This window comes from Novispirillum itersonii (assembly GCF_014205675.1).
GTDB classification, from domain to species: Bacteria; Pseudomonadota; Alphaproteobacteria; order Rhodospirillales; family Rhodospirillaceae; genus Novispirillum; species Novispirillum itersonii_A.
In genome coordinates, this window is record NZ_JACIIX010000008.1 from 99,123 (window position 1) to 117,532 (window position 18,410).

An 18,410-nucleotide genomic window follows, 5' to 3' on the forward strand; every position below is an offset into this window, starting at 1 on the left:
AAAGGCCCTGAAAAGGGCCGGGCGGATGCCCCCGCCCGGCGTTTGAGGGAATGCAAAAATGAGCGGTTGGGATGGTCTGGAGGAATTTCTGGCGGTTGCCGAAACCGGCGGCTTTACCAAAGCGGCGGAGCGGCTGCGGCTGTCGCCGTCACAGGTCAGCCGGGCGGTGGCGCAGCTGGAGGAACGGCTTCAGGCCCGTCTGTTCTTCCGCACCACCCGCAGGGTGGCGCTGACCGAAACCGGCCAGATTTTGCTGACGCATTGCCAGCGGTTGCAGGAAGAACGGGAGGAGGCGTTTCAGGCGATCGGTGATGTGCAGCAGGGCAGCCCGAAAGGGGTGCTGCGGATCACCTGCTCGGTGGCCTATGGCGAGCAGTTTGTGATGCCGTTGCTGAATGACTTTCTGGAGCAGCATCCGCAGGTGCATCTGGATATGGAGCTGACCAACCGGACGGTGGATCTGGTGCATGAACGGTTTGATCTGGCAATCCGGCTGGGGCGGCTGGGGGATTCGGCGATGGTGGCGCGGCAGATCGCGCCACGCCGGATGTTTCTGGTGGCGGCCCCGGCCTATCTGGAACAGCGTGGCACCCCGCACAGCCTGTCGGAACTGGCCGGGCACCGCTGCCTGATCGGCACCAGCGAGACCTGGGTGTTCAGCAATAACGGGGCGGACTGGCTGTTCCGCCCCCGCCAGCACTGGCGCTGCAACAGCGGTCATGCCGTGCTGGATGCCACCCTGCGCGGCTTCGGGCTGGCGCAGTTGCCGGATTATTACGTGCGGGATCCCCTGCGCAGCGGGCGGCTGGTCCCGTTGCTGCCGGATCATCAGCCGCCGGGGCATGGGGTGTGGGCGCTGTATCCGCAGCGCCGCTATCTGTCCAGCAAGGTGCGGCTGGTGGTGGACCACCTGCGCGCCGGTCTGGCACGTTGCCCGGAATATCAGGAGGACTGAGGGCCAGACCGGGCGGGGCAGGGTGGCCTCCGCCCGGTCTGGCCGGAAACAGGGCCGGATCAGTGTTTGACCGTGACCGCGTTCAGGTCATCGACCTTGCGCAGATCGGGGAACATCCACGCCCACAGGCCGACCACGGCAATGGTGCCGATGCCGCCGATCACCACCGACGGGACCAGCCCGAAGAAGGCGGCCATCACGCCGGATTCAAACTCGCCGAGTTCGTTGGACGCACCGATGAACAGCAGATTGACGGCGCTGACCCGGCCTCGCATTTCGTCCGGCGTGGCCAGCTGGATCAGGGTGCCGCGCACGTACATGCTGACCATGTCGGTGGCGCCCATCACAAACAGGGCGGCCATCGACAGGATCAGGTTTTCCGACAGGCCGAAGACGATGGTGCCGACACCAAACCCGGCAACGGACAGGAACATGATGGCCCCGGCGTTACGGCGCAGCGGGCGCTTGGCCAGCCACAGGCCGGTCAGCACCGCGCCGACGGCGGGGGCGGAGCGCAGCAGCCCCAGCCCGGTCGGTCCGGCATGCAGGATATCCTGCGCATAGGCGGGCATCATCGCCACCGCGCCACCGAGCAGAACGGCGAACAGATCAAGGGAGATCGCCCCCAGCACCACCGGCTGGTTGCGCACATAGCGGATCCCGGCGGTCAGGCGCGACAGGGCCGATCCGGTGCTGGCCGAGGCCGCCGGGGCTGCCTGTTTGGTCAGGGTGCGGATGAACATCATCGCCACCCCGGTGACGGCGAAGCCGACCATGCAGGCGGTGTAGGCAAAGGCCGCCCCGAACGCCACCAGCGCGCCACCGGCGGCCGGGCCGACGATCACCGCGGTCTGGAACGCCGAGGTGTTGAGGGCAACCGCCCGGCTGAGGGCGTCCCGTGGCACCAGCAGCGGCAGGAACGATTGCCCGGCCGGACCGGCGAAGGCCCGGCTGACCCCGAACACCGCCAGCAGGGCGTAATAGGCCCCGACATCCTGAATGCCTTCCAGTGTCAGGAACAGGAAGCCGCCCGCCACCGCCGCCTGCAAGGCCGAGGTGGCAAGAATGATGAAGCGGCGGTTGACCATGTCGGCAATCTGTCCGGCAGGCAGGGTCAGCAGCACCATCGGCAGGAACTGGGCCAGACCGACATAGCCGAGGGCCAGCGGGTCGCGGGTGATCTCATACACATGCCAGCCGACGGCGACCGACAGGATCATGGTGCCGAGAACGCCGAAGAAGCGGGCGCTGAGGAACAGGGGAAAGTTGTGGCGGGGCAGGGGGGAGTGCGGTTGAGAGTCTGGGGCCGGTGTCATGATGAAGTGGGGAGTCCTGACAGGCTGAAATAAAGCCGGGATAAATCCGGCATAAAGGGAAAACATCTGACGGCAGTGCCGCAGCGCTGGCAACACCAGATTTTACGAGGGGTTAGGGTGAGTTTATCTGGGGCTGTACAGGCTGGCGGCTTTGCTGGCCTGTGTTCCCGGGTCTGCGTCCGGCGCAACCCAGACCAGCGCCCGGCGCGCAGGGATGTCGTGGTTCTGTTGCTTGGCATACGGCTGTTTCTGTGTATGATGGCGCGCACCTTAGAGTCTGGCCCCGTCGCCGGACCTATAGCCTACAACCCAACGCATCCTGTTCCCGCCCCGGAGTCTGCCGCCAGATCCGCCGGGTGGAGCATACCTCCGCAGGATGGCTGACCCAGAAGGTGCACTGATGCAGATTGCCGAAGCCCTTACCTTTGATGACGTGCTGCTGGTTCCGGCGGCGTCCGATGTGCTGCCGGCGCACGCGCTGACGGCAACCCGCTTCACCCGCGGTGTCAGCCTCGGCATTCCGCTGGTGTCTTCGGCGATGGATACCGTGACCGAAAGCGCCATGGCGATTGCGCTGGCGCAGGCGGGCGGCATCGGGGTGATTCACAAGAACCTCGGCATCAGCGAACAGGCGGAGGAAGTCCGCCGGGTGAAGCGTTATGAATCCGGCATGGTCGTCAACCCGCTGACCATCACCCCGGAACAGCCGCTGGCCGATGCCCTGAAGATGATGGCGGATTACAAGATCAGCGGCATTCCGGTGGTTGACCGCAGCAGCCAGAAGCTGGTCGGCATCCTGACCAACCGCGATGTGCGCTTTGCCAACGATATGGCCAAGCCGGTCGCCGCCTATATGACCAACGGCAACCTGATCACCGTGGGTGAAGGCGTGTCGCAGGAAGATGCCAAGGCCCTGCTGCACAAGCACCGCATTGAAAAGCTGCTGGTGGTTGACGATGCCTACCGCTGCATCGGCCTGATCACCGTGAAGGACATGGAAAAGGCCCAGACCTATCCGGCCGCCTGCAAGGATGACAAGGGCCGCCTGCGCGTTGCCGCCGCCTGTGGCGTCGGTGCCGACGGGGCCAAGCGGGCGGAAGCCCTGCTGGAAGCCGGGGTTGACGTGCTGGTGATCGACACCGCTCACGGCCATTCCTCCGGCGTGATTCAGGCGGTGAAGGATATCAAGTCGATCTCCTCGCTGGCGCAGATCGTCGCCGGGAACATTGCCACCCCCGAAGCCGCCGCCGCCCTGATCGAGGCCGGTGCCGATGCGGTGAAGGTCGGGATCGGCCCGGGCTCCATCTGCACCACCCGCATCGTTGCCGGTGTCGGCGTTCCGCAGCTGTCGGCGATCATGGAAGTGTTTGAGATCACCCGTCAGGCTGATGTGCCGCTGATCGCTGACGGCGGTCTGAAGTTCTCCGGCGATGTCGCCAAGGCGATTGCCGCCGGGGCGTCCTGCTGCATGGTCGGCTCCCTGCTGGCCGGAACTGACGAAAGCCCGGGGGAGGTGATCCTGTATCAGGGCCGGTCCTACAAGTCCTACCGGGGCATGGGTTCGGTCGGGGCGATGGCCCGTGGCTCGGCGGACCGCTACTTCCAGGAAGAAGTGCGCGACAACCTGAAGCTGGTGCCGGAAGGCGTTGAAGGCCGGGTGCCGTACAAGGGTGCCGCCGGGACCGTCATCCATCAGCTGATCGGCGGCCTGAAGGCGGCCATGGGCTACACCGGCAACCGCACCATTGCGGAGATGCAGACCAACTGCAAGTTCCGCCGCATCACCAGCGCCGGGTTCCGCGAAAGCCACGTCCATGACGTGACCATCACCCGCGAAGCCCCGAACTACCGCGTCGGGTCGTAACGCCGGTTCCCGCCCGGCCTTCCGCCGGGTGAATCTGACAGGCCACAGGGCTTGCCTCCGTACCGGTTCGCCTGTACAGGGGGCAGGCCCTGTGGTTTGATTTTTGTTCTCCTGTATTTTTGTCCTCCCGTAATGTCAGAGACCGCACGTGACTCCTGCCGCCCGCCTGCAAGCCGCCCTTGATCTTCTGGAAACCATTGCCCTGTCGCCGCGCCCGGCCGACGGGGTGGCGTCGGAGTTTTTCCGCTCCCGGCGCTTTATCGGGTCGAAGGACCGGCGGGAGATCGCCGACCGGGTGTGGATCATGCTGCGCAACTGGGCGCGGGCGGGCTGGCAGGTGCGCCATGCTGCCCTGTCCACCTGGCCGGTGGGAGATGTGCCGGAATGGGCCGATGTCACCCCGCGTCAGCGCCTGCTGGCCGATCTGGTGCAGCGGGAAAAGGTGACGCTGGAAGAGCTGGAAAGCCTGTTCAACGGCGAAAAGTTCGGCCCGGCCCGCCTGCGGGAACGGGAACGGTCGCTGATCCGGGCCCTGAAATCCAACCGTGTCGCCAAGGCCGATCTGCCGGACTGGGTGGCGGGGGAAATGCCGGGCTGGATTATTCCGCGCCTGCGCACCGTCTATCAGGACCGGTTGCCGGAGGTGCTGGACGCCCTGACCGTCGAAGCGGCGGTGGATCTGCGGGTCAACACCCTGAAGGCTGATCTGGAGACCGTGGTCGACCGTCTGGCCGAGGAGGAGGTCGATGTCGGCCCCGGTACGTGGTCGCCGCTGGCGCTGCGGCTGATCGGCCGGGCCAATCTGCCCGCCACCGCCGCCTTCCGCGATGGTCTGGTTGAGGTGCAGGACGAAGGGTCCCAGCTTCTTGCCCTGCTGACCGATGCCCATCCGGGGCAGTCGGTGGTGGATTTCTGCGCCGGGGCCGGGGGCAAGACCCTTGCGATTGCCGCCACCATGCAGAACAAGGGCCGTCTGGTCGCCTGTGATGTGTCGGCCGGGCGTCTGGAGCGGTCCGCCGTCCGCCTGAAGCGGGCGGGCGTGCATAACGTCACCCGCCATCTGCTGGAAGGCGAACGGGATAAGTGGGTCAAGCGCTCCGCCGGGAAGTATGACCGGGTGCTGATTGATGCCCCCTGTTCCGGCACCGGCACCTGGCGTCGTAACCCGGATGCCAAGTGGCGTCTGCGGGATCAGGATGTGCGGGAACTGGTGGTCAAGCAGGCCTCGATCCTCTCCAGCGCTGCCCGTCTGGCGGCGGTCGGTGGCCGGGTGATCTACGCCACCTGCTCCCTGCTGCCGGAAGAGAATGAGCGGCAGGTCGATGCCTTCCTTGCCGCCAACTCCGGCTTCCGGCTGCTGCCGGTGGCGGAAGTGTGGGCGCAGGTGTTCGGCCCGGACCGTCCGTGCCCGGTGGATGGGCCGATGCTGCGCCTTGATCCGGCCGCCCATGGCACCGATGGTTTCTTCGCCGCCATTCTGGAGCGGGTCGGGGATGCGGCAGCGGGTGAGGCTGTGGCTGAAGACTGATACCGGCTGCCTGTGCTCTGCAAAGGCCGTTAAACAGAAAAGCCCGCGATCCTTGAGGAAAGGACGCGGGCTCTTTCTTGTCAGGTGGGATGTTTACCCCGCCGCCACCGCCAGCATTTCGGGGATGGAGGTCAGCTTTTCACGCGGTTTGCCGTCGCTGGCCCGGGCCTGTTCGGCGGCATTGATTTTCTGCCAGCCATCGAAATCGACGCGGGCGGCGGCGCGGGTGGCCAGCAGGGCATCCAGTCCGTCCGGGCCGGTTTTGCCGCCGGAACAGGTGTCCAGCCATGCCAGCACCTGATCGGCGACGGCGATGGAGTCGCTGCGGTTGGACGGAATCACCCCGGACGGGCCGCGTTTGGCCCAGCCGACAGTGAAGATGCCGGGGGCGACGCTGCCATCCGTATTGGCGATGATGCCTCTGCGGTCGTCCAGTGGCACACCGTCGATGGTGGCGCTGCGGTAGCCGATGGCGCTGATGATGGTTTCAACCGCCAGATCGAAGGTCTCTCCGGTCGGTTCGGCCTGACCGTTAACCAGCCGGGTCCGTTCCAGCCGCAGCCCGGAGACTGCGCCGTCAACCCCGAGGATCTCTTTCGGAGCGGCACAGAACAGCAGATGCACCCGCACCGGTTTGTCCTGATCGGCGGTGACGAATCCGGTCAGGATCTCCAGGTTCTTTTCCTTGACCTTCTGGTCCTTGGGGTCAGCCACGGCTTCGGCGGTGACACCGGCGAGGACGGTGGGATCAATCACCGGACAGGCGCGGTTGAGATGGCCGAGTTCCCCCAGTTCCGGCGGGGTGAAGCTGGCTTCCAGCGGTCCCCGGCGGCCGATGATGTAGAGATCGGTGATCGGGGCGGCCTCGATGGCATCCTGTGCATGGGCGCACAGGTCGGCCCCGGTCATCTCCGCCCGGGTCTTGGCGAGGATGCGGGCGACATCCAGCGCCACGTTGCCGTTGCCGATCACGGCGATGCCCCGGCCAAGGCGCGGGGCCAGCGTGGCGTGATCGGGATGGCCGTTGTACCAGCCGACGAAGGCGGCGGAGCCGTAGACCCCGGCCAGATCCTGCCCGGGAATGCCGAGGGGACGGTCCAGCGGGGCACCGGTGGCGTAAATCACCGCGTCGTACAGGTCGGCCAGTTCGGCGGCGGAAACATCCTTCCCGACGCTGATATTGCCAAGGAAGCGCTGGCTGCCCTTGGCAAAACCGCGTTCAAACTGGCGGACGATGTTCTTGGTGCCCTGATGGTCAGGGGCAACCCCGGCGCGGACCAGCCCGAACGGGGTCGGCAGGCGGTCAATCACATCAATCCGGCAGTCCGGACGTTTGCGGGCAATGTGGTCGGCGGCATACAGCCCGGACGGGCCGCTGCCGACCACGCACACCGCCAGCGGCGTGGTGTCGGTCATGGGGATGTTTCCTCTTTGATGCTGTTTTTTGTGTTTTGTTGTATCGGGTCTCAGGGGGACGGAAAAACCGGGTTCAGGCGGCGGAGTCGATCAGCCCCCCGAAGCGGTCATAGAAATAGGTGGAGGCATCGGGCAGCGGGCCGTCGGCGGTTTCCAGCAGGCCGGTCAGGTGGCGCTCTGCCGGTTCCTGAATCAGCCGGTACAGGTTGCGGCACAGCAGGCGGGAGGCCGCACCCGGCCAGCCCGGCGGCAGCACTTCTTCCGGCAGCATCGGATCGCGCAGCAGAATGCGGCGGTAATCGTGAATCAGCAGGGTGCGGATGACGAAACAGGCCTGCGGGTCCAGCGCATCCAGGGCTTCCAGCGTGCGGTACACCGGGCGGAAGCGGTCAAGGAAGCCATTATAGTCTGCCACCAGCTGATCCAGATCCCAGCAGGAGCGCACCAGCGCCTTCAGGCTGCCGGGGCTGGTCAGGCGGTCGGCGGAGGCCCGCAGCAGCACCACTTTCTCGGTGGCGTCCAGCTCAGCCAGCGTCAGGCGCAGGGCTTCCTCATCCGGGGACGGATGGGCCAGAACGGTGGGGGCCAGCGCCCCGAAGCCCTGCCACGACAGGTCGCGCTTCAGGGTATCGCGGGCGTCCTGATCCAGTTCTCCGGTGTTGGTGTGCACCAGCAGCCATTCGCCGTCCCACGGCTGTTGCGGGGCGGCATAGATGCGGCGGTGGGCGGCCTCAAACCGCTGCCGTCCGACATCGGTCAGGGCGTAATAACTGCGCCGCCCGATCTGGGTGGCTTCCAGCCACTGGTCCTTGGCCAGCCGGAACACGGCGGTCCGCACCATCCGTTCGCTCTGGCCGAAGGGCTCAACCAGACTGATCAGGCTGCCCAGCCATGTTGACCCGCCGTGCACCAGAATGGCATCGCCGTAAATGGTCACGATCAGGGATTTGGCCCGCAGGGTGATGCTGCCAAGCAGGGTGTCGATCAGGTCGTCAAGGCGTTTGGATCGTGCCATTGGGTCCTCAGGAACGGGCCGGTCATCAGGCCGGGGCAAGGGGCGCCGCAGTCAGGTGCGGGGTCTGTCTCCCCCGGAAAGTTCCCGGTTCCGGCGCTGCCGTCAAGCAATTGGCGGGCCCGGTGCCGGGCGGCGAACTTTTGTTACGTCGCCCCGGTCCGCAATCGTTTTAAGTGTAGCATCAGATCCAGTCCTGTCTGTGGGGCGGGCTCAGGCCCCGGAAGCATCCTGATATTGCAACGCACACAGGTTTTGTGCGCTTTTCCGCTGATTCTCACGATTATGATGATTCTAACCTATCGCGGCTTCTGGCTTCAGAAAGCGTTTGACAGGTCAAAACGTGTTACACTAATCTTCAATTCGACGGTAATTCTGTGTCACTTTTGATGCCGGGTCAAGATGCCCGTTCCGCCAGCCCCCGCCGAAGAGTCGGGATCGTCCGGCAGCGGGAGCCGGTAGCGGGAGAATGGGCCGGAACGTCATCAGTCAATAATGCCACCGGCCAAAAGGCCGGGGCGGTGCCCCCGGAAAACGGGCGGCGCAAAAGCCTCAAAGCGGATCCCGTCCGGGCAATGTCCGGCGGATTCAGGAGTTGCCTCAGGGCCGGTGGCCCCGGGGGACGTCACAAAAAGGGATTTTAGGGAGAGTTCTGATGTCCAAGTGGAAGACCTACGACAAGGGCGATGCGCTGCCGGAAGATTACAAGGCGCTGCTGCTGAACCTGATGGCGTTTCAGGCCGATTCCGAATACGCCGGGGCGCAGCGGGTGGCGGAGAACATGCGGTTTGCCCCGCGCCCGGAAGAGGCCTATCGCCTGTCGAAGAAGGTGATGGAGGAGATGGGCCACGGCTATTACGTCTGGAACCTGATGCAGGATCTGGGTGTGGACGTGGATGCCCGCCTGCAGGAACTGGTGCAGAACCCGGACAGCCCCGATCCGAAAAAAGTTAATGTCATCAATGGGTTCCGCAAGGAAAACTGGTCGAAGTGGTTTGAGGACTGGTACGACGTCGGCCTGTTCTCCACCGTGGTGACCCCGGCGGCGGTGGCGTTCCTTGGTCAGTACCGCGAATGCTCCTACCTGCCGTGGGCCCGCGTCAACGTGCGCATCCACAAGGAAGAGCACGGCCATCTGGCCTTCGGTGTGTGGTGCACCAAGCGCAACATCGAGTTCGGTGGCGAAAAGGCCCGCGAGATCTGCCAGTCCAAGGTCTCCAAGTTCATGAAGGTCGGTCTGGGTTTCTATGGCCGTCCGTCGGCGGGGTCCAACGCCTCGGCGATGTTCGACAAGTACTATGAATACGGCATCAAGACCCGCACCCCGGAAGAGCTGACCGCTGAATATCTGGAGCTGCTGGAAAGCCGCCTGAAAGAAGTCGGGCTGGAACTGCCGAAGGATGTGACCCCGGACTACGACATGCGCATGGGCTACGACGCCGGTGACGTGCAGGTGTCCAAGGCGGCGGATGCGGTGGATGCGGCCTGAGGCCTCCTCTGACTGCTCCTGAAATCCATCACCCTGAAGCCGGAAACGGCTTCAGGGTTGATGTGCCCTTAGGGGAAAGTTTCCGTAAAAAATAAAGGGAAAAGCCGGGAAGCCTGAACTCCGGTGTCCTGAGGATCCGTTTCTGGGGAGAGATCTGATGTCGGCATTGCCGGAATTGCCCAACCGCCTGTTTTCCAATGGCCGCAGTGTGCTGGCTCAGTTCGGCTACCGCCCGGTGGATGCCGGAGAGGTGCGCGAGGACTGGGCGGAAATGTGGGATCATCTGCGCGGTGACTTCGCGACTGCTGCCCGTCCGCTGGTGCCGGGGTATGCCGGGCTGACCGCCGACCAGCAGGCTGCCGCCCGCACCTATATGAGCTGTCGCCTGATTGCCGACCGCAATCTGGAAACCTGCGAAGATCTGCACGTCCGCCTGTTCTCCGGCGGAATCAACACCGATCTGGTGGAACGCTATTCCGTGGCCCGTGAGGCCTATGAGGACTCGGTCGAAGCCTTCGGCGATGCCGGGGAGGCTCTGGCCGGTCTGTTGAGCCGCTGACGGTGTCTGTCCGGCGGGTCATCCCGGCAGGGGACGGCCCGCCAATTTGGTTTGATTTACATCAAAGAGGGTTTTGTTGCCGGGCAAGATGCGGTATTAGTTACATTTGAAACGGTTTGGAAATTTTCCGGCAGGAATGTTGCGCACAGCGCGGTCCGCCGGACAGATCCCCGGCCCTTTCAGAGACTGATATGACACCGGTCCCGTCCTGAGATCAGATATCTGTGTATCACTGTTTCCGTGCCGGAATGTCCCACGGTCCCACAAACGGGGCCACCACCATAAGGGGACACGGCACCGCCCCGCGACCGGGGCAGGCCCGCGCTGTGCGGGTAACCATAAGGGAGGAAACCTATGACTTCTGTGATTTCCCGGCGTACCCTGCTGGCCGCTGCGGCGGCGTTCGGCATGCTGTCTGTCTCTGTTGCCCCGGCTTCGGCAGCGGATACCATCAAGGTCGGCACCTTCCTGGCCGTCACCGGCCCGGCGTCGTTCCTGGGTGACCCGGAACTGAAGACTCTTCAGATGTACGTCGACAAGATAAACGACTCCGGCGGCGTTCTGGGCAAGAAGCTGGAACTGGTGCATTACGACACCGCAGCGGATCCCAACAAGGCCGTGACCTTCGTCAAGCGTCTGCTTGATCAGGATGAGGTTGATGTGCTGCTCGGCGGGTCCGCCTCCGGCGAGACACTGGCGGTGATGCCGATGGTCGAAAAGGCCGAGATCCCTTACATCTCCTTCGCCGGGGCCCGCAAGATCGTTGATCCGGTCCAGAAGTGGACCTTCAAGACCCCGCATACCGACACCATGGCCTGCCAGAAGATCTTCGAGGACATGAAGAAACGCGGCCTGACCAAGATCGGCATGATTTCCGGCACCGACGGCTTCGGCGCGTCGATGCAGGCCGAGTGCAAGGCGGAGGCCGGAAAGTACGGTGTGAATATTCTGGTCGATGAAACCTACGGCCCGAAAGACACCGACATGACCGCCCAGCTGACCAAGATCAAGGCCACTGCCGGTGTGCAGGCGGTGCTGAATCCCGGCTTCGGTCAGGGCCCGGCGATCGTCACCAAGAACTTCAAGCAGCTTGGCCTGAATGTGCCGCTGTACCAGAGCCACGGCGTCGCCTCCAAGAAGTTCATCGAACTGGCCGGGGATGCCGCCGAAGGCGTGCGTCTGCCCGCCGCCGCCCTGCTGGTGGCCGACAAGCTGCCGGACAGCGACCCGCAGAAGAAGGTTGTCACCGCCTACACCGCTGAATTCGGTGCCAAATACGGGGCCGAAGCGGTTTCCACCTTCGGCGGCCATGCCTATGACGGCCTGATGCTGATCGTGGATGCCTACAAGCGGGCCGGGTCCACCGATAAGGCCAAGGTGCGGGACGCGCTGGAAGCCACCAAGGGCTATGTCGGCACCGGTGGGGTTGTCACCTTCTCCGCCACCGACCACATGGGTCTCGATCTGTCGGCCTTCCGGATGCTGGAAATCCGCCACGGCGACTGGACTCTGGTGAACTGAGCCGCTGAGGCCGCCGGGCAGGGGGGACCCTTCCCAGCCCGGCGGCGGATGCGACCCTGACCGGCATGGTCCTCACCGGACTGCCGCAGCCCGAGTGCCGCGCGGTGAGGCCTGCCGTCACGACCCCCTGATAAGGCGGCAAGAGACGATGCTGGGAGAATTTCTCCAATACCTGTTCTCCGGCCTGACCAGCGGCGCGATCTATGCGCTGGTCGGTCTGGGTTTCGCCCTGATCTACAACGCCAGCCATGTCATCAACTTCGCCCAGGGCGAGTTTGTGATGCTGGGCGGTATGGGCACGGTGTTCATTGCGGCGGCCGGGGTGCCGCTGCCGCTGGCCGGTCTGCTGGCCGTGCTGCTGGCCACCGTGGTCGGTTTCGCGCTGGAAAAGCTGGCGGTGGAACAGACCCGCAATGCCTCGGTGGTGACGCTGATCATCATCACCATCGGCGCGTCGATCTTTGTGCGCGGCGGGGCTCAGGTGGCATTCGACAAGCAGTTTCATACCCTGCCGTCGTTCTCCGGCGATACGCCGATCAACATTCTGGGGGCGACCATCACCCCGCAGTCGCTGTGGGTGCTGGGCATCACCGTGGTGATCGTGCTGCTGTTGCAGTACTTCTTCACCCGGACCCTGCTGGGCAAGGCCATTCTTGCCACCAGCCATAACCCGATGGCCGCCCGTCTGGTCGGCATCAACGTCAACGCCATCCTGCTGATGTCCTTCGGGCTGTCGGCGGCACTGGGGGCGGTGGCGGGCATCCTGATCACCCCGATCACCTCCACCAATTACGAGGTGGGGATCATGCTGGGCCTGAAAGGCTTCTGCGCCGCCATCCTCGGCGGTCTGGGCAGCGGCTTCGGGGCCATTGCCGGGGGGGTGATCCTGGGGGTGGCCGAGGCGCTGGGCGCGGGCTACATCTCGTCGGAATACAAGGATGTGATTGCGTTCGTGATCATTCTTGCCGCGCTGTTCTTCATGCCGAGCGGTCTGTTCGGCAAACGTGGCACTGACCGAGTCTGATGGCCGGGTCTGAGGAGGCAAGGATGCGTTCTGTTCTGTCGTCCCGCTGGGCCGGGTTGCTGCTGCTGGCAGTGGTGATCGCGCTGCTGCCGCTGGGGCTTAAAAACAATTTCCAGTTCGATATCGCCGTGCGGATCGGCTTCAACGCCATCGTGGTGATCGGGCTTAACCTGCTGATCGGTTATGCCGGGCAGATTTCCCTCGGCCATGCCGGGTTCCTCGGGCTGGCGGCCTATTTCTCCGCCATCACCGTCACCCGCTACGGCTGGCCGCCGCTGGTGTCGCTGCTGGCCGCCGCCACGCTGGTCGGGCTGCTGGCCTTCATCATCGCCCGCCCGGTGCTGCGCCTGAAAGGCCACTATCTGGCAATGGCGACGCTGGGGCTGGGGATCATCATCTCCATCGTCCTCAATCAGGAAGCCGGACTGACCGGCGGCCCGGATGGCATGGCGGTGGATCCCTTCACCATCGGCGCCTTCAAGCTGGTCAAGGCGCGGGAATGGTACTGGCTGGTCGGGGCGCTGCTGTGGCTGGCGGTGTGGCTGTCGCTGAACCTGATCGACAGCCCGGTCGGCCGGGCCCTGCGTGCCGTTCACGGTTCTGAGGTTGCTGCCGAGGTGGTGGGGGTCGATACCACCCGCTACAAGGTGATGGTGTTTGTGCTTTCCGCTGTGTTTGCCTCGGTGGTCGGCAGCCTTCAGGCCCATTATGTCAGCTTCATCAGCCCGCAGCAGGCCGGTTTCTTCCAGTCGGTTGAATGGGTGATCATGGTGGTGCTGGGGGGCATGGCCTCCACCTACGGGGCGGTGATCGGGGCGGTGATTCTGACGGCGCTGCCGCAGGTGCTGACCGCGCTGGAAGATTATGAACACATGATCTTCGGCCTGATCATGATGCTGGTGATGATCCTGCTGCCCAAGGGGATCGTGCCGAGTGCCGGTGCCCTGCTGCGGCGCGTCTCCTCGAAGGCGGAGGGCGGGAAATGACCCTGCTGAACGTTGAAAACCTGTCGAAGGAATTCGGGGGCGTCCACGCCATCTCCGACCTGACCTTCACCATCAATCCCGGCACCATCCATTCGATCATCGGGCCGAACGGGGCGGGCAAGACCACGCTGTTCAACCTGATCACCGGGGTTTACACCCCCAGTGCCGGGCGGGTGCTGTTTCAGGATCAGCCGGTGACCGGGCTGCGCCCGAACGAGCTGGCGGCGCGCGGCATGTCCCGCACCTTCCAGAACCTTCAGATCTTCATGAACATGACAGCGCTGGAAAACGTGCTGGTCGGGCGGCATCTGCACCTGAACACCGGCATCCTGCCGTCTCTGTTCCGCTGGCCGGCGATCGGCCGGGGGGACCGGGCGGCCACGGTCATGGCGAAGGACCTGATGGCCTTCGTCGGGCTGGAGAAATATATCGGCTGGGATGCCGATGCCATGCCCTACGGGGCCCTGAAGCGCCTTGAGATTGCCCGGGCGCTGGCGGCGGAACCGAAACTGCTGCTGCTGGACGAACCGGCGGCGGGCCTGAACGCCACCGAAAGCCGCGAGATTGACGAGGTGATCAAGAAGGTGGCGGCTCAGGGGGTGACCGTGGTGCTGGTCGAGCATGACATGAAGATGGTGATGGAAATCTCCGACCATATTCTGGTGCTGGATTACGGGCGCAAGCTGACGGAAGGGACCCCGGCGGAAGTCCGCCAGAACCCGGACGTGATTGCTGCCTATCTGGGTCAGGTCGGGTAAGGGGAGGACCACAGATGCTTCTTGACGTTAAAGGCCTGAAAAGCGGCTATGGCCGGATTGAGGCCCTGCACGGCATCGACCTGTCGGTGAATAAGGGTGAGCTGGTGGCGCTGGTCGGTGCCAACGGGGCGGGAAAAACCACCTTCCTGCGGGCCCTGTCCGGGGTGCAGGGCGTCACCGCCGGAACCATCCGCTATGCCGGGGAGGACATCACGAGGGCGTCTCCGCAGAAGCGGGTGACGCTGGGGATTTCGCAGGTGCCGGAAGGGCGGCAGGTGTTCGGGCCGCTGACGGTGGAGGATAATCTCCGCCTGGGCGCCTTCAAGCGCCGGGGCGAGGATCCGGCTGCCGATCTGGAACGGATGTATGGCCTGTTCCCGATCCTGAAGAAAAAGCGGCTGGATGCCGCCGGAACCCTGTCCGGCGGTCAGCAGCAGATGCTGGCCATGGGCCGGGCGCTGATGGCCCACCCCGATCTGCTGCTGCTGGATGAGCCGTCAATGGGGCTGTCGCCGCTGCTGGTCGGGGAAATCTTCAACATCGTGCAGATGCTGAAGGAACAGGGGGTGACCATCCTGCTGGTGGAGCAGAACGCCTATGCGGCACTGGCGATTGCCGACCGTGGCTATGTGCTGGAAACCGGCACCATCACCCTGACCGGTGCCGGAACCGACCTGCTGGCCAACGATCAGGTCCGCGCCGCCTATCTGGGCATGTAATACAGAAAACCGCCGGGCATGCGGAATGCCCGGCGGTTTCCTCTGACAGGTGGAGTCAGGGGTAAAGTCAGAGCTTATATCCCATCCGGAATCCGCCCCAGTGCCGCCCGCGCAGGAAGATCGGCACCGACAGATCCTTACACATGACAAAGGTGCCGCCGCCCATATCGCGGCGGTAACTGGTCAGCCGGAACGGCTTGGTGTTGCGGGCAGCGGCCAGACCGGTCGGATCATTGAAGATCCGGCGGTTGCGGCAGTTGGCGGCATTCCACACCGGATCCTTGCCCTGTGGCTTGGAGTAAACGGTATTGTGGGTCGGCAGATAGGCATTCCGGTCAATGCCGACACAGAACAGGATATTGGCATTCCGCTTCAGGATCGGCTCCTGAATCGGCGGCAGAACGCGGTCGGTGAACTCGGTGAAGCGGGTCATCACCTGCTGGGGATCACTGCCGGGGATCGGGCGGTAGGTCTCGTCAAACAGATCGGCCTCGGTGATCTCGCCCCGGCTCAGGGCGGCCTCAAAGGCGGCGGTGATGGCGGTGGCACCGTCCCGGACCAGATCGAGGAACACGCTGTCCGGCGTTGTCAGTCCGGCCAGCATGGCTTCTTCCACCACTTTCTGGCTTTCCCACATCACTTCGGCGGTGTGGCGGTTGGCATCGGACAGGGCGACGGATTCCGTCTCCAGTTCCTGCATCACGCCGCTGATGATTCCGGCGACGCTGCGGCAACTGGTTTCGTTGCGCTCGGCCTCCTGCACGATCCCGGCCACCTGCTGCCCCATGCTGCTGATCTGCACGCACAGCCCATCCATCACCGTGCCGAGGGTGGTGGTGGCGGATTCAACGGCGGCGGCGCGGTCGCGGCTGTCCAGACTTTCCCGGGCCAGTTCGCTGACGATGCCCCCAAGCTGGCCGACCGTCTCGCCGATATGCGCAGTGGCATTGCTGGTCTGCTGCGCCAACGCTTTGACCTCGCTGGCGACCACGGCGAAACCTTTTCCGGCCTCCCCGGCGCGGGCGGCCTCGATGGTGGCGTTCAGGGCCAGCAGCCGGGTCTGGCTGGCGATGGTGTCGATCTCGCGGGAGACTTCCGTCACCCGCCCGAGGGTGGAGGACAGGTTGTTCAGGAACACCTCGATCCGCTCCACCGATCCCAACAGCTCGCGGATCAGGCCGGTGGCCTCGCGCAGGCTGGATTGCGAGCTGTCGGCTTCCTGCACTACGGTGCGGGCCAGTCCGTCGGCGCTGCGGGCGGCGCTGCCGATTTCCGCGTTAACGGTCAGCATGGATTCCGTGGCGGCGCGGATGTCCCCGAACTGGGTGACATGGTGGCTGACCTTGCCGCTGACGCTGTCCAGCTCACCGGAAACGGACGCCAGACGGTTCCATAGGTCCCCGACGGTTCCCGCCATCGATTGGGCGGTGGCCTCCAGTCCGGTGGTGCCGGATGATGGGGCTGCAATACCTTCACCTCCGCCACCGGGCTCCCGGCTGGCGTATAGATCCTTACTCATGCACGACCCTCCCAGAACACAACCCGTCGATGCCGGGTGAAGCCTCTGGTTGCTTGTTGTTATGATTCGGACCTTATTGCGGTCCTGATTGGCAATTTTATTGCCTTCGCAAGGATAGCAGGCAGGGCGGGTCAGCCAAAACAGAAAAAACAGATAAACCCGCCCGGATGGGTGGGTATGGGGAGGGAAAAAAGATTAATTGAGATAAATTTTATATATGGAGCTGGCTACCGTCAGCGGGTCAGCCAGTCCACCAGCAGGCGGACCCCGAACCCGGTGGCCCCCGCCGGAGCCCACGGCAGCGGGCGGCGGATTTCTGACGGTCCGGCGATGTCGAGATGGGCAAAGGGAATGCTGTCCGGCACAAAGCGCGACAGGAACCGCGCCGCGTGCAGGGCATCGGGGATCAGCCGCGCAGCCGGGGCGCAGTGGCGCAGGTCGGCGGCGTCGGATTTCAGGGCCTCGTCCCAGCGGTCGCTGAGGGGCATCCGCCACAGGGCATCGCCGGTGCGGGTGGCGGAGTCGGTCAACGCCGCCGCCAGAGCATCCCCGGTGCTGTCATGGCGGCTGAACAGTCCGGCGTGATCGTGGCCAAGCGCAACGATGATGGATCCGGTCAGGGTGGCCAGATCCACCACCGCAGACGGTTTCTCGGTGGCGCAGCCCCACGACAGGGCATCGGCCAGCACCAGACGGCCCTCGGCGTCGGTGTCGATCACCTCGACGCTCAGGCCGGAATGGGACGGCAGGATATCGCCGGGGCGGTAGGCATTGTCGCCGATGGCGTTTTCCGCCAGCGCCAGCAGGCCGGTGACGGAGACCGGGGCCCGTTGCCGGGCCAGCGCATGCAGGGTGCCGATCACGGCGGCGGCTCCGCCCATGTCGCCCTTCATCTCCTCCATGCCGCCCGCCGGTTTCAGGCAGACGCCGCCGGTGTCAAAGCACAGGCCCTTGCCGACCAGCAGGGTCGGGGCAACGCCCGCCGGTCCGCCGCGCCAGCGCAGCACCGCCAGCGCCGGGGGCGTGACGGAAGCCTGACCGACCGCCAGATGCAGGCCCATTCCGGCAGCGTGAAGATCCTTGGGGCCAAGGATTTCCACCTCCACCCCCAGCGCGGACAGGGCGCGGGCGCGGTCAAGGAAGGCCGGAACGGTCAGAATATTCGCGGGCAGGGTCTGAAGGTCGCGGGCCAGTTCCACCCCTTCGCACACCGCTTCCGCCGCCTGCCACAGGGCGGTGAGGGCGGCGGGGCTGCCGGTGCGCCAGTGCAGCGTGGTGACGGTCGGCGGCAGCGGGTCCGCCTTGGTGGCATAGGTCGGGGCCTGCCACAGCCGCAGGCGCAGGGCGGACAGGCATTCCACCGCCGCCTCCGGCCCCAGCGGCAGGTCGAGATCCGCCCCACCGTCGCCAAGGCCGCGCAGGGCGACGGCCAGCGCCCCGCCCAGCGTGCGGGCCTGTGCCGGGGAACAGCCGCTGTCGGTGCCAACAATCAGGGTGGCGGCGGTCTGCGGCAGCAGGGCGGCGGGCAGGGCCACCACCTGTCCGGCCTTCAGCGGCAGCGGCGTGCCGGATTGGCGCAGGGCGGCGGTCAGGGCCGCCTGTTGATCTAAGGTGACAGAGGGCGGGAACTGTCCGTCGCTGCCGACCCCGATCACGGCAATCGCCGGGGCATCAGCCAGCGGGCGCGGGCTGCGCCGGGGCAGAATACGGACGGTCGGACGGATCGGGGTGGGAAGCATCGGCA

Annotated in this window: 15 protein-coding genes; 10 read left to right on the forward strand and 5 right to left on the reverse strand. The window is 64.9% G+C overall.

Features of this window, described 5'->3' with window-relative positions:
- Positions 1–58 precede the first annotated feature (58 nt).
- Positions 59–955: a LysR family transcriptional regulator gene (locus FHS48_RS11685; RefSeq protein ID WP_184263735.1), complete on the forward strand. Its 897-nt coding sequence runs from the start codon at positions 59–61 to the stop codon at positions 953–955.
- A gap of 59 nt (positions 956–1,014) precedes the next feature.
- On the opposite strand, the gene FHS48_RS11690 is transcribed toward FHS48_RS11685, so the two are convergent.
- Positions 1,015–2,271 carry an MFS transporter gene (locus FHS48_RS11690; protein WP_184263736.1) on the reverse strand — a complete coding sequence of 419 codons (1,257 nt, stop codon included), beginning with the start codon at positions 2,269–2,271 and terminating at the stop codon, positions 1,015–1,017.
- Between the two features lie 400 nt (positions 2,272–2,671).
- On the opposite strand from FHS48_RS11690, the gene guaB reads away from it, so the two are divergent.
- Both guaB and FHS48_RS11700 read left to right on the forward strand, forming a co-directional pair.
- Positions 2,672–4,135: an IMP dehydrogenase gene (guaB, locus tag FHS48_RS11695; protein WP_184263832.1), complete on the forward strand. Its 1,464-nt coding sequence runs from the start codon at positions 2,672–2,674 to the stop codon at positions 4,133–4,135.
- A gap of 148 nt (positions 4,136–4,283) precedes the next feature.
- On the forward strand, positions 4,284–5,663 hold the full coding sequence (locus FHS48_RS11700; protein ID WP_184263737.1) for an RsmB/NOP family class I SAM-dependent RNA methyltransferase: 1,380 nt from the start codon (positions 4,284–4,286) through the stop codon (positions 5,661–5,663).
- Positions 5,664–5,756: 93 nt separating this feature from the next.
- On the opposite strand, the gene FHS48_RS11705 is transcribed toward FHS48_RS11700, so the two are convergent.
- Entirely contained in the window at positions 5,757–7,079 is a 1,323-nt protein-coding gene (locus FHS48_RS11705) for an FAD-dependent oxidoreductase (RefSeq protein ID WP_184263738.1), read from the reverse strand.
- A 73-nt stretch (positions 7,080–7,152) separates the two neighbouring features.
- Entirely contained in the window at positions 7,153–8,094 is a 942-nt protein-coding gene (gene paaX / locus FHS48_RS11710; RefSeq protein WP_184263739.1) for a phenylacetic acid degradation operon negative regulatory protein PaaX, read from the reverse strand.
- A 652-nt stretch (positions 8,095–8,746) separates the two neighbouring features.
- On the opposite strand from paaX, the gene FHS48_RS11715 reads away from it, so the two are divergent.
- From FHS48_RS11715 to FHS48_RS11745, 7 genes are all read left to right on the forward strand, one after another.
- On the forward strand, positions 8,747–9,580 hold the full coding sequence (locus FHS48_RS11715; protein WP_184263740.1) for a Phenylacetic acid catabolic protein: 834 nt from the start codon (positions 8,747–8,749) through the stop codon (positions 9,578–9,580).
- A 157-nt stretch (positions 9,581–9,737) separates the two neighbouring features.
- Positions 9,738–10,139 carry a hypothetical protein gene (locus FHS48_RS11720; RefSeq protein WP_260402448.1) on the forward strand — a complete coding sequence of 134 codons (402 nt, stop codon included), beginning with the start codon at positions 9,738–9,740 and terminating at the stop codon, positions 10,137–10,139.
- Between the two features lie 354 nt (positions 10,140–10,493).
- Entirely contained in the window at positions 10,494–11,660 is a 1,167-nt protein-coding gene (locus FHS48_RS11725) for an ABC transporter substrate-binding protein (RefSeq protein ID WP_184263741.1), read from the forward strand.
- A gap of 148 nt (positions 11,661–11,808) precedes the next feature.
- Positions 11,809–12,684 (forward strand): branched-chain amino acid ABC transporter permease, encoded by an 876-nt coding sequence (locus FHS48_RS11730; protein WP_184263742.1) that lies wholly within the window; start codon positions 11,809–11,811, stop codon positions 12,682–12,684.
- Between the two features lie 23 nt (positions 12,685–12,707).
- Positions 12,708–13,670 (forward strand): branched-chain amino acid ABC transporter permease, encoded by a 963-nt coding sequence (locus FHS48_RS11735; RefSeq protein WP_184263743.1) that lies wholly within the window; start codon positions 12,708–12,710, stop codon positions 13,668–13,670.
- Complete coding sequence (locus FHS48_RS11740) at positions 13,667–14,428, forward strand: ABC transporter ATP-binding protein (protein WP_184263744.1); 762 nt, start codon at positions 13,667–13,669, stop codon at positions 14,426–14,428. The genes FHS48_RS11735 and FHS48_RS11740 overlap by 4 nt, the downstream gene beginning before the upstream one ends.
- A 14-nt stretch (positions 14,429–14,442) precedes the next feature.
- A complete protein-coding gene (locus tag FHS48_RS11745; protein ID WP_184263745.1) occupies positions 14,443–15,147 on the forward strand; it encodes an ABC transporter ATP-binding protein in 705 nt (234 codons plus the stop codon).
- A gap of 67 nt (positions 15,148–15,214) precedes the next feature.
- On the opposite strand, the gene FHS48_RS11750 is transcribed toward FHS48_RS11745, so the two are convergent.
- Both FHS48_RS11750 and FHS48_RS11755 read right to left on the reverse strand, forming a co-directional pair.
- The gene (locus FHS48_RS11750; protein ID WP_184263746.1) at positions 15,215–16,666 is read right to left on the reverse strand and encodes a methyl-accepting chemotaxis protein; all 1,452 of its coding nucleotides are present in this window, start codon (positions 16,664–16,666) and stop codon (positions 15,215–15,217) included.
- A 233-nt stretch (positions 16,667–16,899) separates the two neighbouring features.
- Positions 16,900–18,405: a leucyl aminopeptidase family protein gene (locus FHS48_RS11755; RefSeq protein WP_184263747.1), complete on the reverse strand. Its 1,506-nt coding sequence runs from the start codon at positions 18,403–18,405 to the stop codon at positions 16,900–16,902.
- Between the last annotated feature and the right edge of the window lie 5 nt (positions 18,406–18,410).

What these genes read in the sequence shown, in the direction of transcription:
- FHS48_RS11685 (WP_184263735.1), top strand. Translation starts at nt 59, where the DNA reads ATGAGCGGTTGGGATGGTCTGGAGGAATTTCTGGCGGTTGCCGAAACC.
- FHS48_RS11690 (WP_184263736.1), bottom strand. Translation starts at nt 2,271, where the DNA reads ATGACACCGGCCCCAGACTCTCAACCGCACTCCCCCCTGCCCCGCCAC.
- guaB (WP_184263832.1), top strand. Translation starts at nt 2,672, where the DNA reads ATGCAGATTGCCGAAGCCCTTACCTTTGATGACGTGCTGCTGGTTCCG.
- FHS48_RS11705 (WP_184263738.1), bottom strand. Translation starts at nt 7,079, where the DNA reads ATGACCGACACCACGCCGCTGGCGGTGTGCGTGGTCGGCAGCGGCCCG.
- paaX (WP_184263739.1), bottom strand. Translation starts at nt 8,094, where the DNA reads ATGGCACGATCCAAACGCCTTGACGACCTGATCGACACCCTGCTTGGC.
- FHS48_RS11715 (WP_184263740.1), top strand. Translation starts at nt 8,747, where the DNA reads ATGTCCAAGTGGAAGACCTACGACAAGGGCGATGCGCTGCCGGAAGAT.
- FHS48_RS11720 (WP_260402448.1), top strand. Translation starts at nt 9,738, where the DNA reads ATGTCGGCATTGCCGGAATTGCCCAACCGCCTGTTTTCCAATGGCCGC.
- FHS48_RS11725 (WP_184263741.1), top strand. Translation starts at nt 10,494, where the DNA reads ATGACTTCTGTGATTTCCCGGCGTACCCTGCTGGCCGCTGCGGCGGCG.
- FHS48_RS11730 (WP_184263742.1), top strand. Translation starts at nt 11,809, where the DNA reads ATGCTGGGAGAATTTCTCCAATACCTGTTCTCCGGCCTGACCAGCGGC.
- FHS48_RS11735 (WP_184263743.1), top strand. Translation starts at nt 12,708, where the DNA reads ATGCGTTCTGTTCTGTCGTCCCGCTGGGCCGGGTTGCTGCTGCTGGCA.
- FHS48_RS11740 (WP_184263744.1), top strand. Translation starts at nt 13,667, where the DNA reads ATGACCCTGCTGAACGTTGAAAACCTGTCGAAGGAATTCGGGGGCGTC.
- FHS48_RS11745 (WP_184263745.1), top strand. Translation starts at nt 14,443, where the DNA reads ATGCTTCTTGACGTTAAAGGCCTGAAAAGCGGCTATGGCCGGATTGAG.
- FHS48_RS11750 (WP_184263746.1), bottom strand. Translation starts at nt 16,666, where the DNA reads ATGAGTAAGGATCTATACGCCAGCCGGGAGCCCGGTGGCGGAGGTGAA.
- FHS48_RS11755 (WP_184263747.1), bottom strand. Translation starts at nt 18,405, where the DNA reads ATGCTTCCCACCCCGATCCGTCCGACCGTCCGTATTCTGCCCCGGCGC.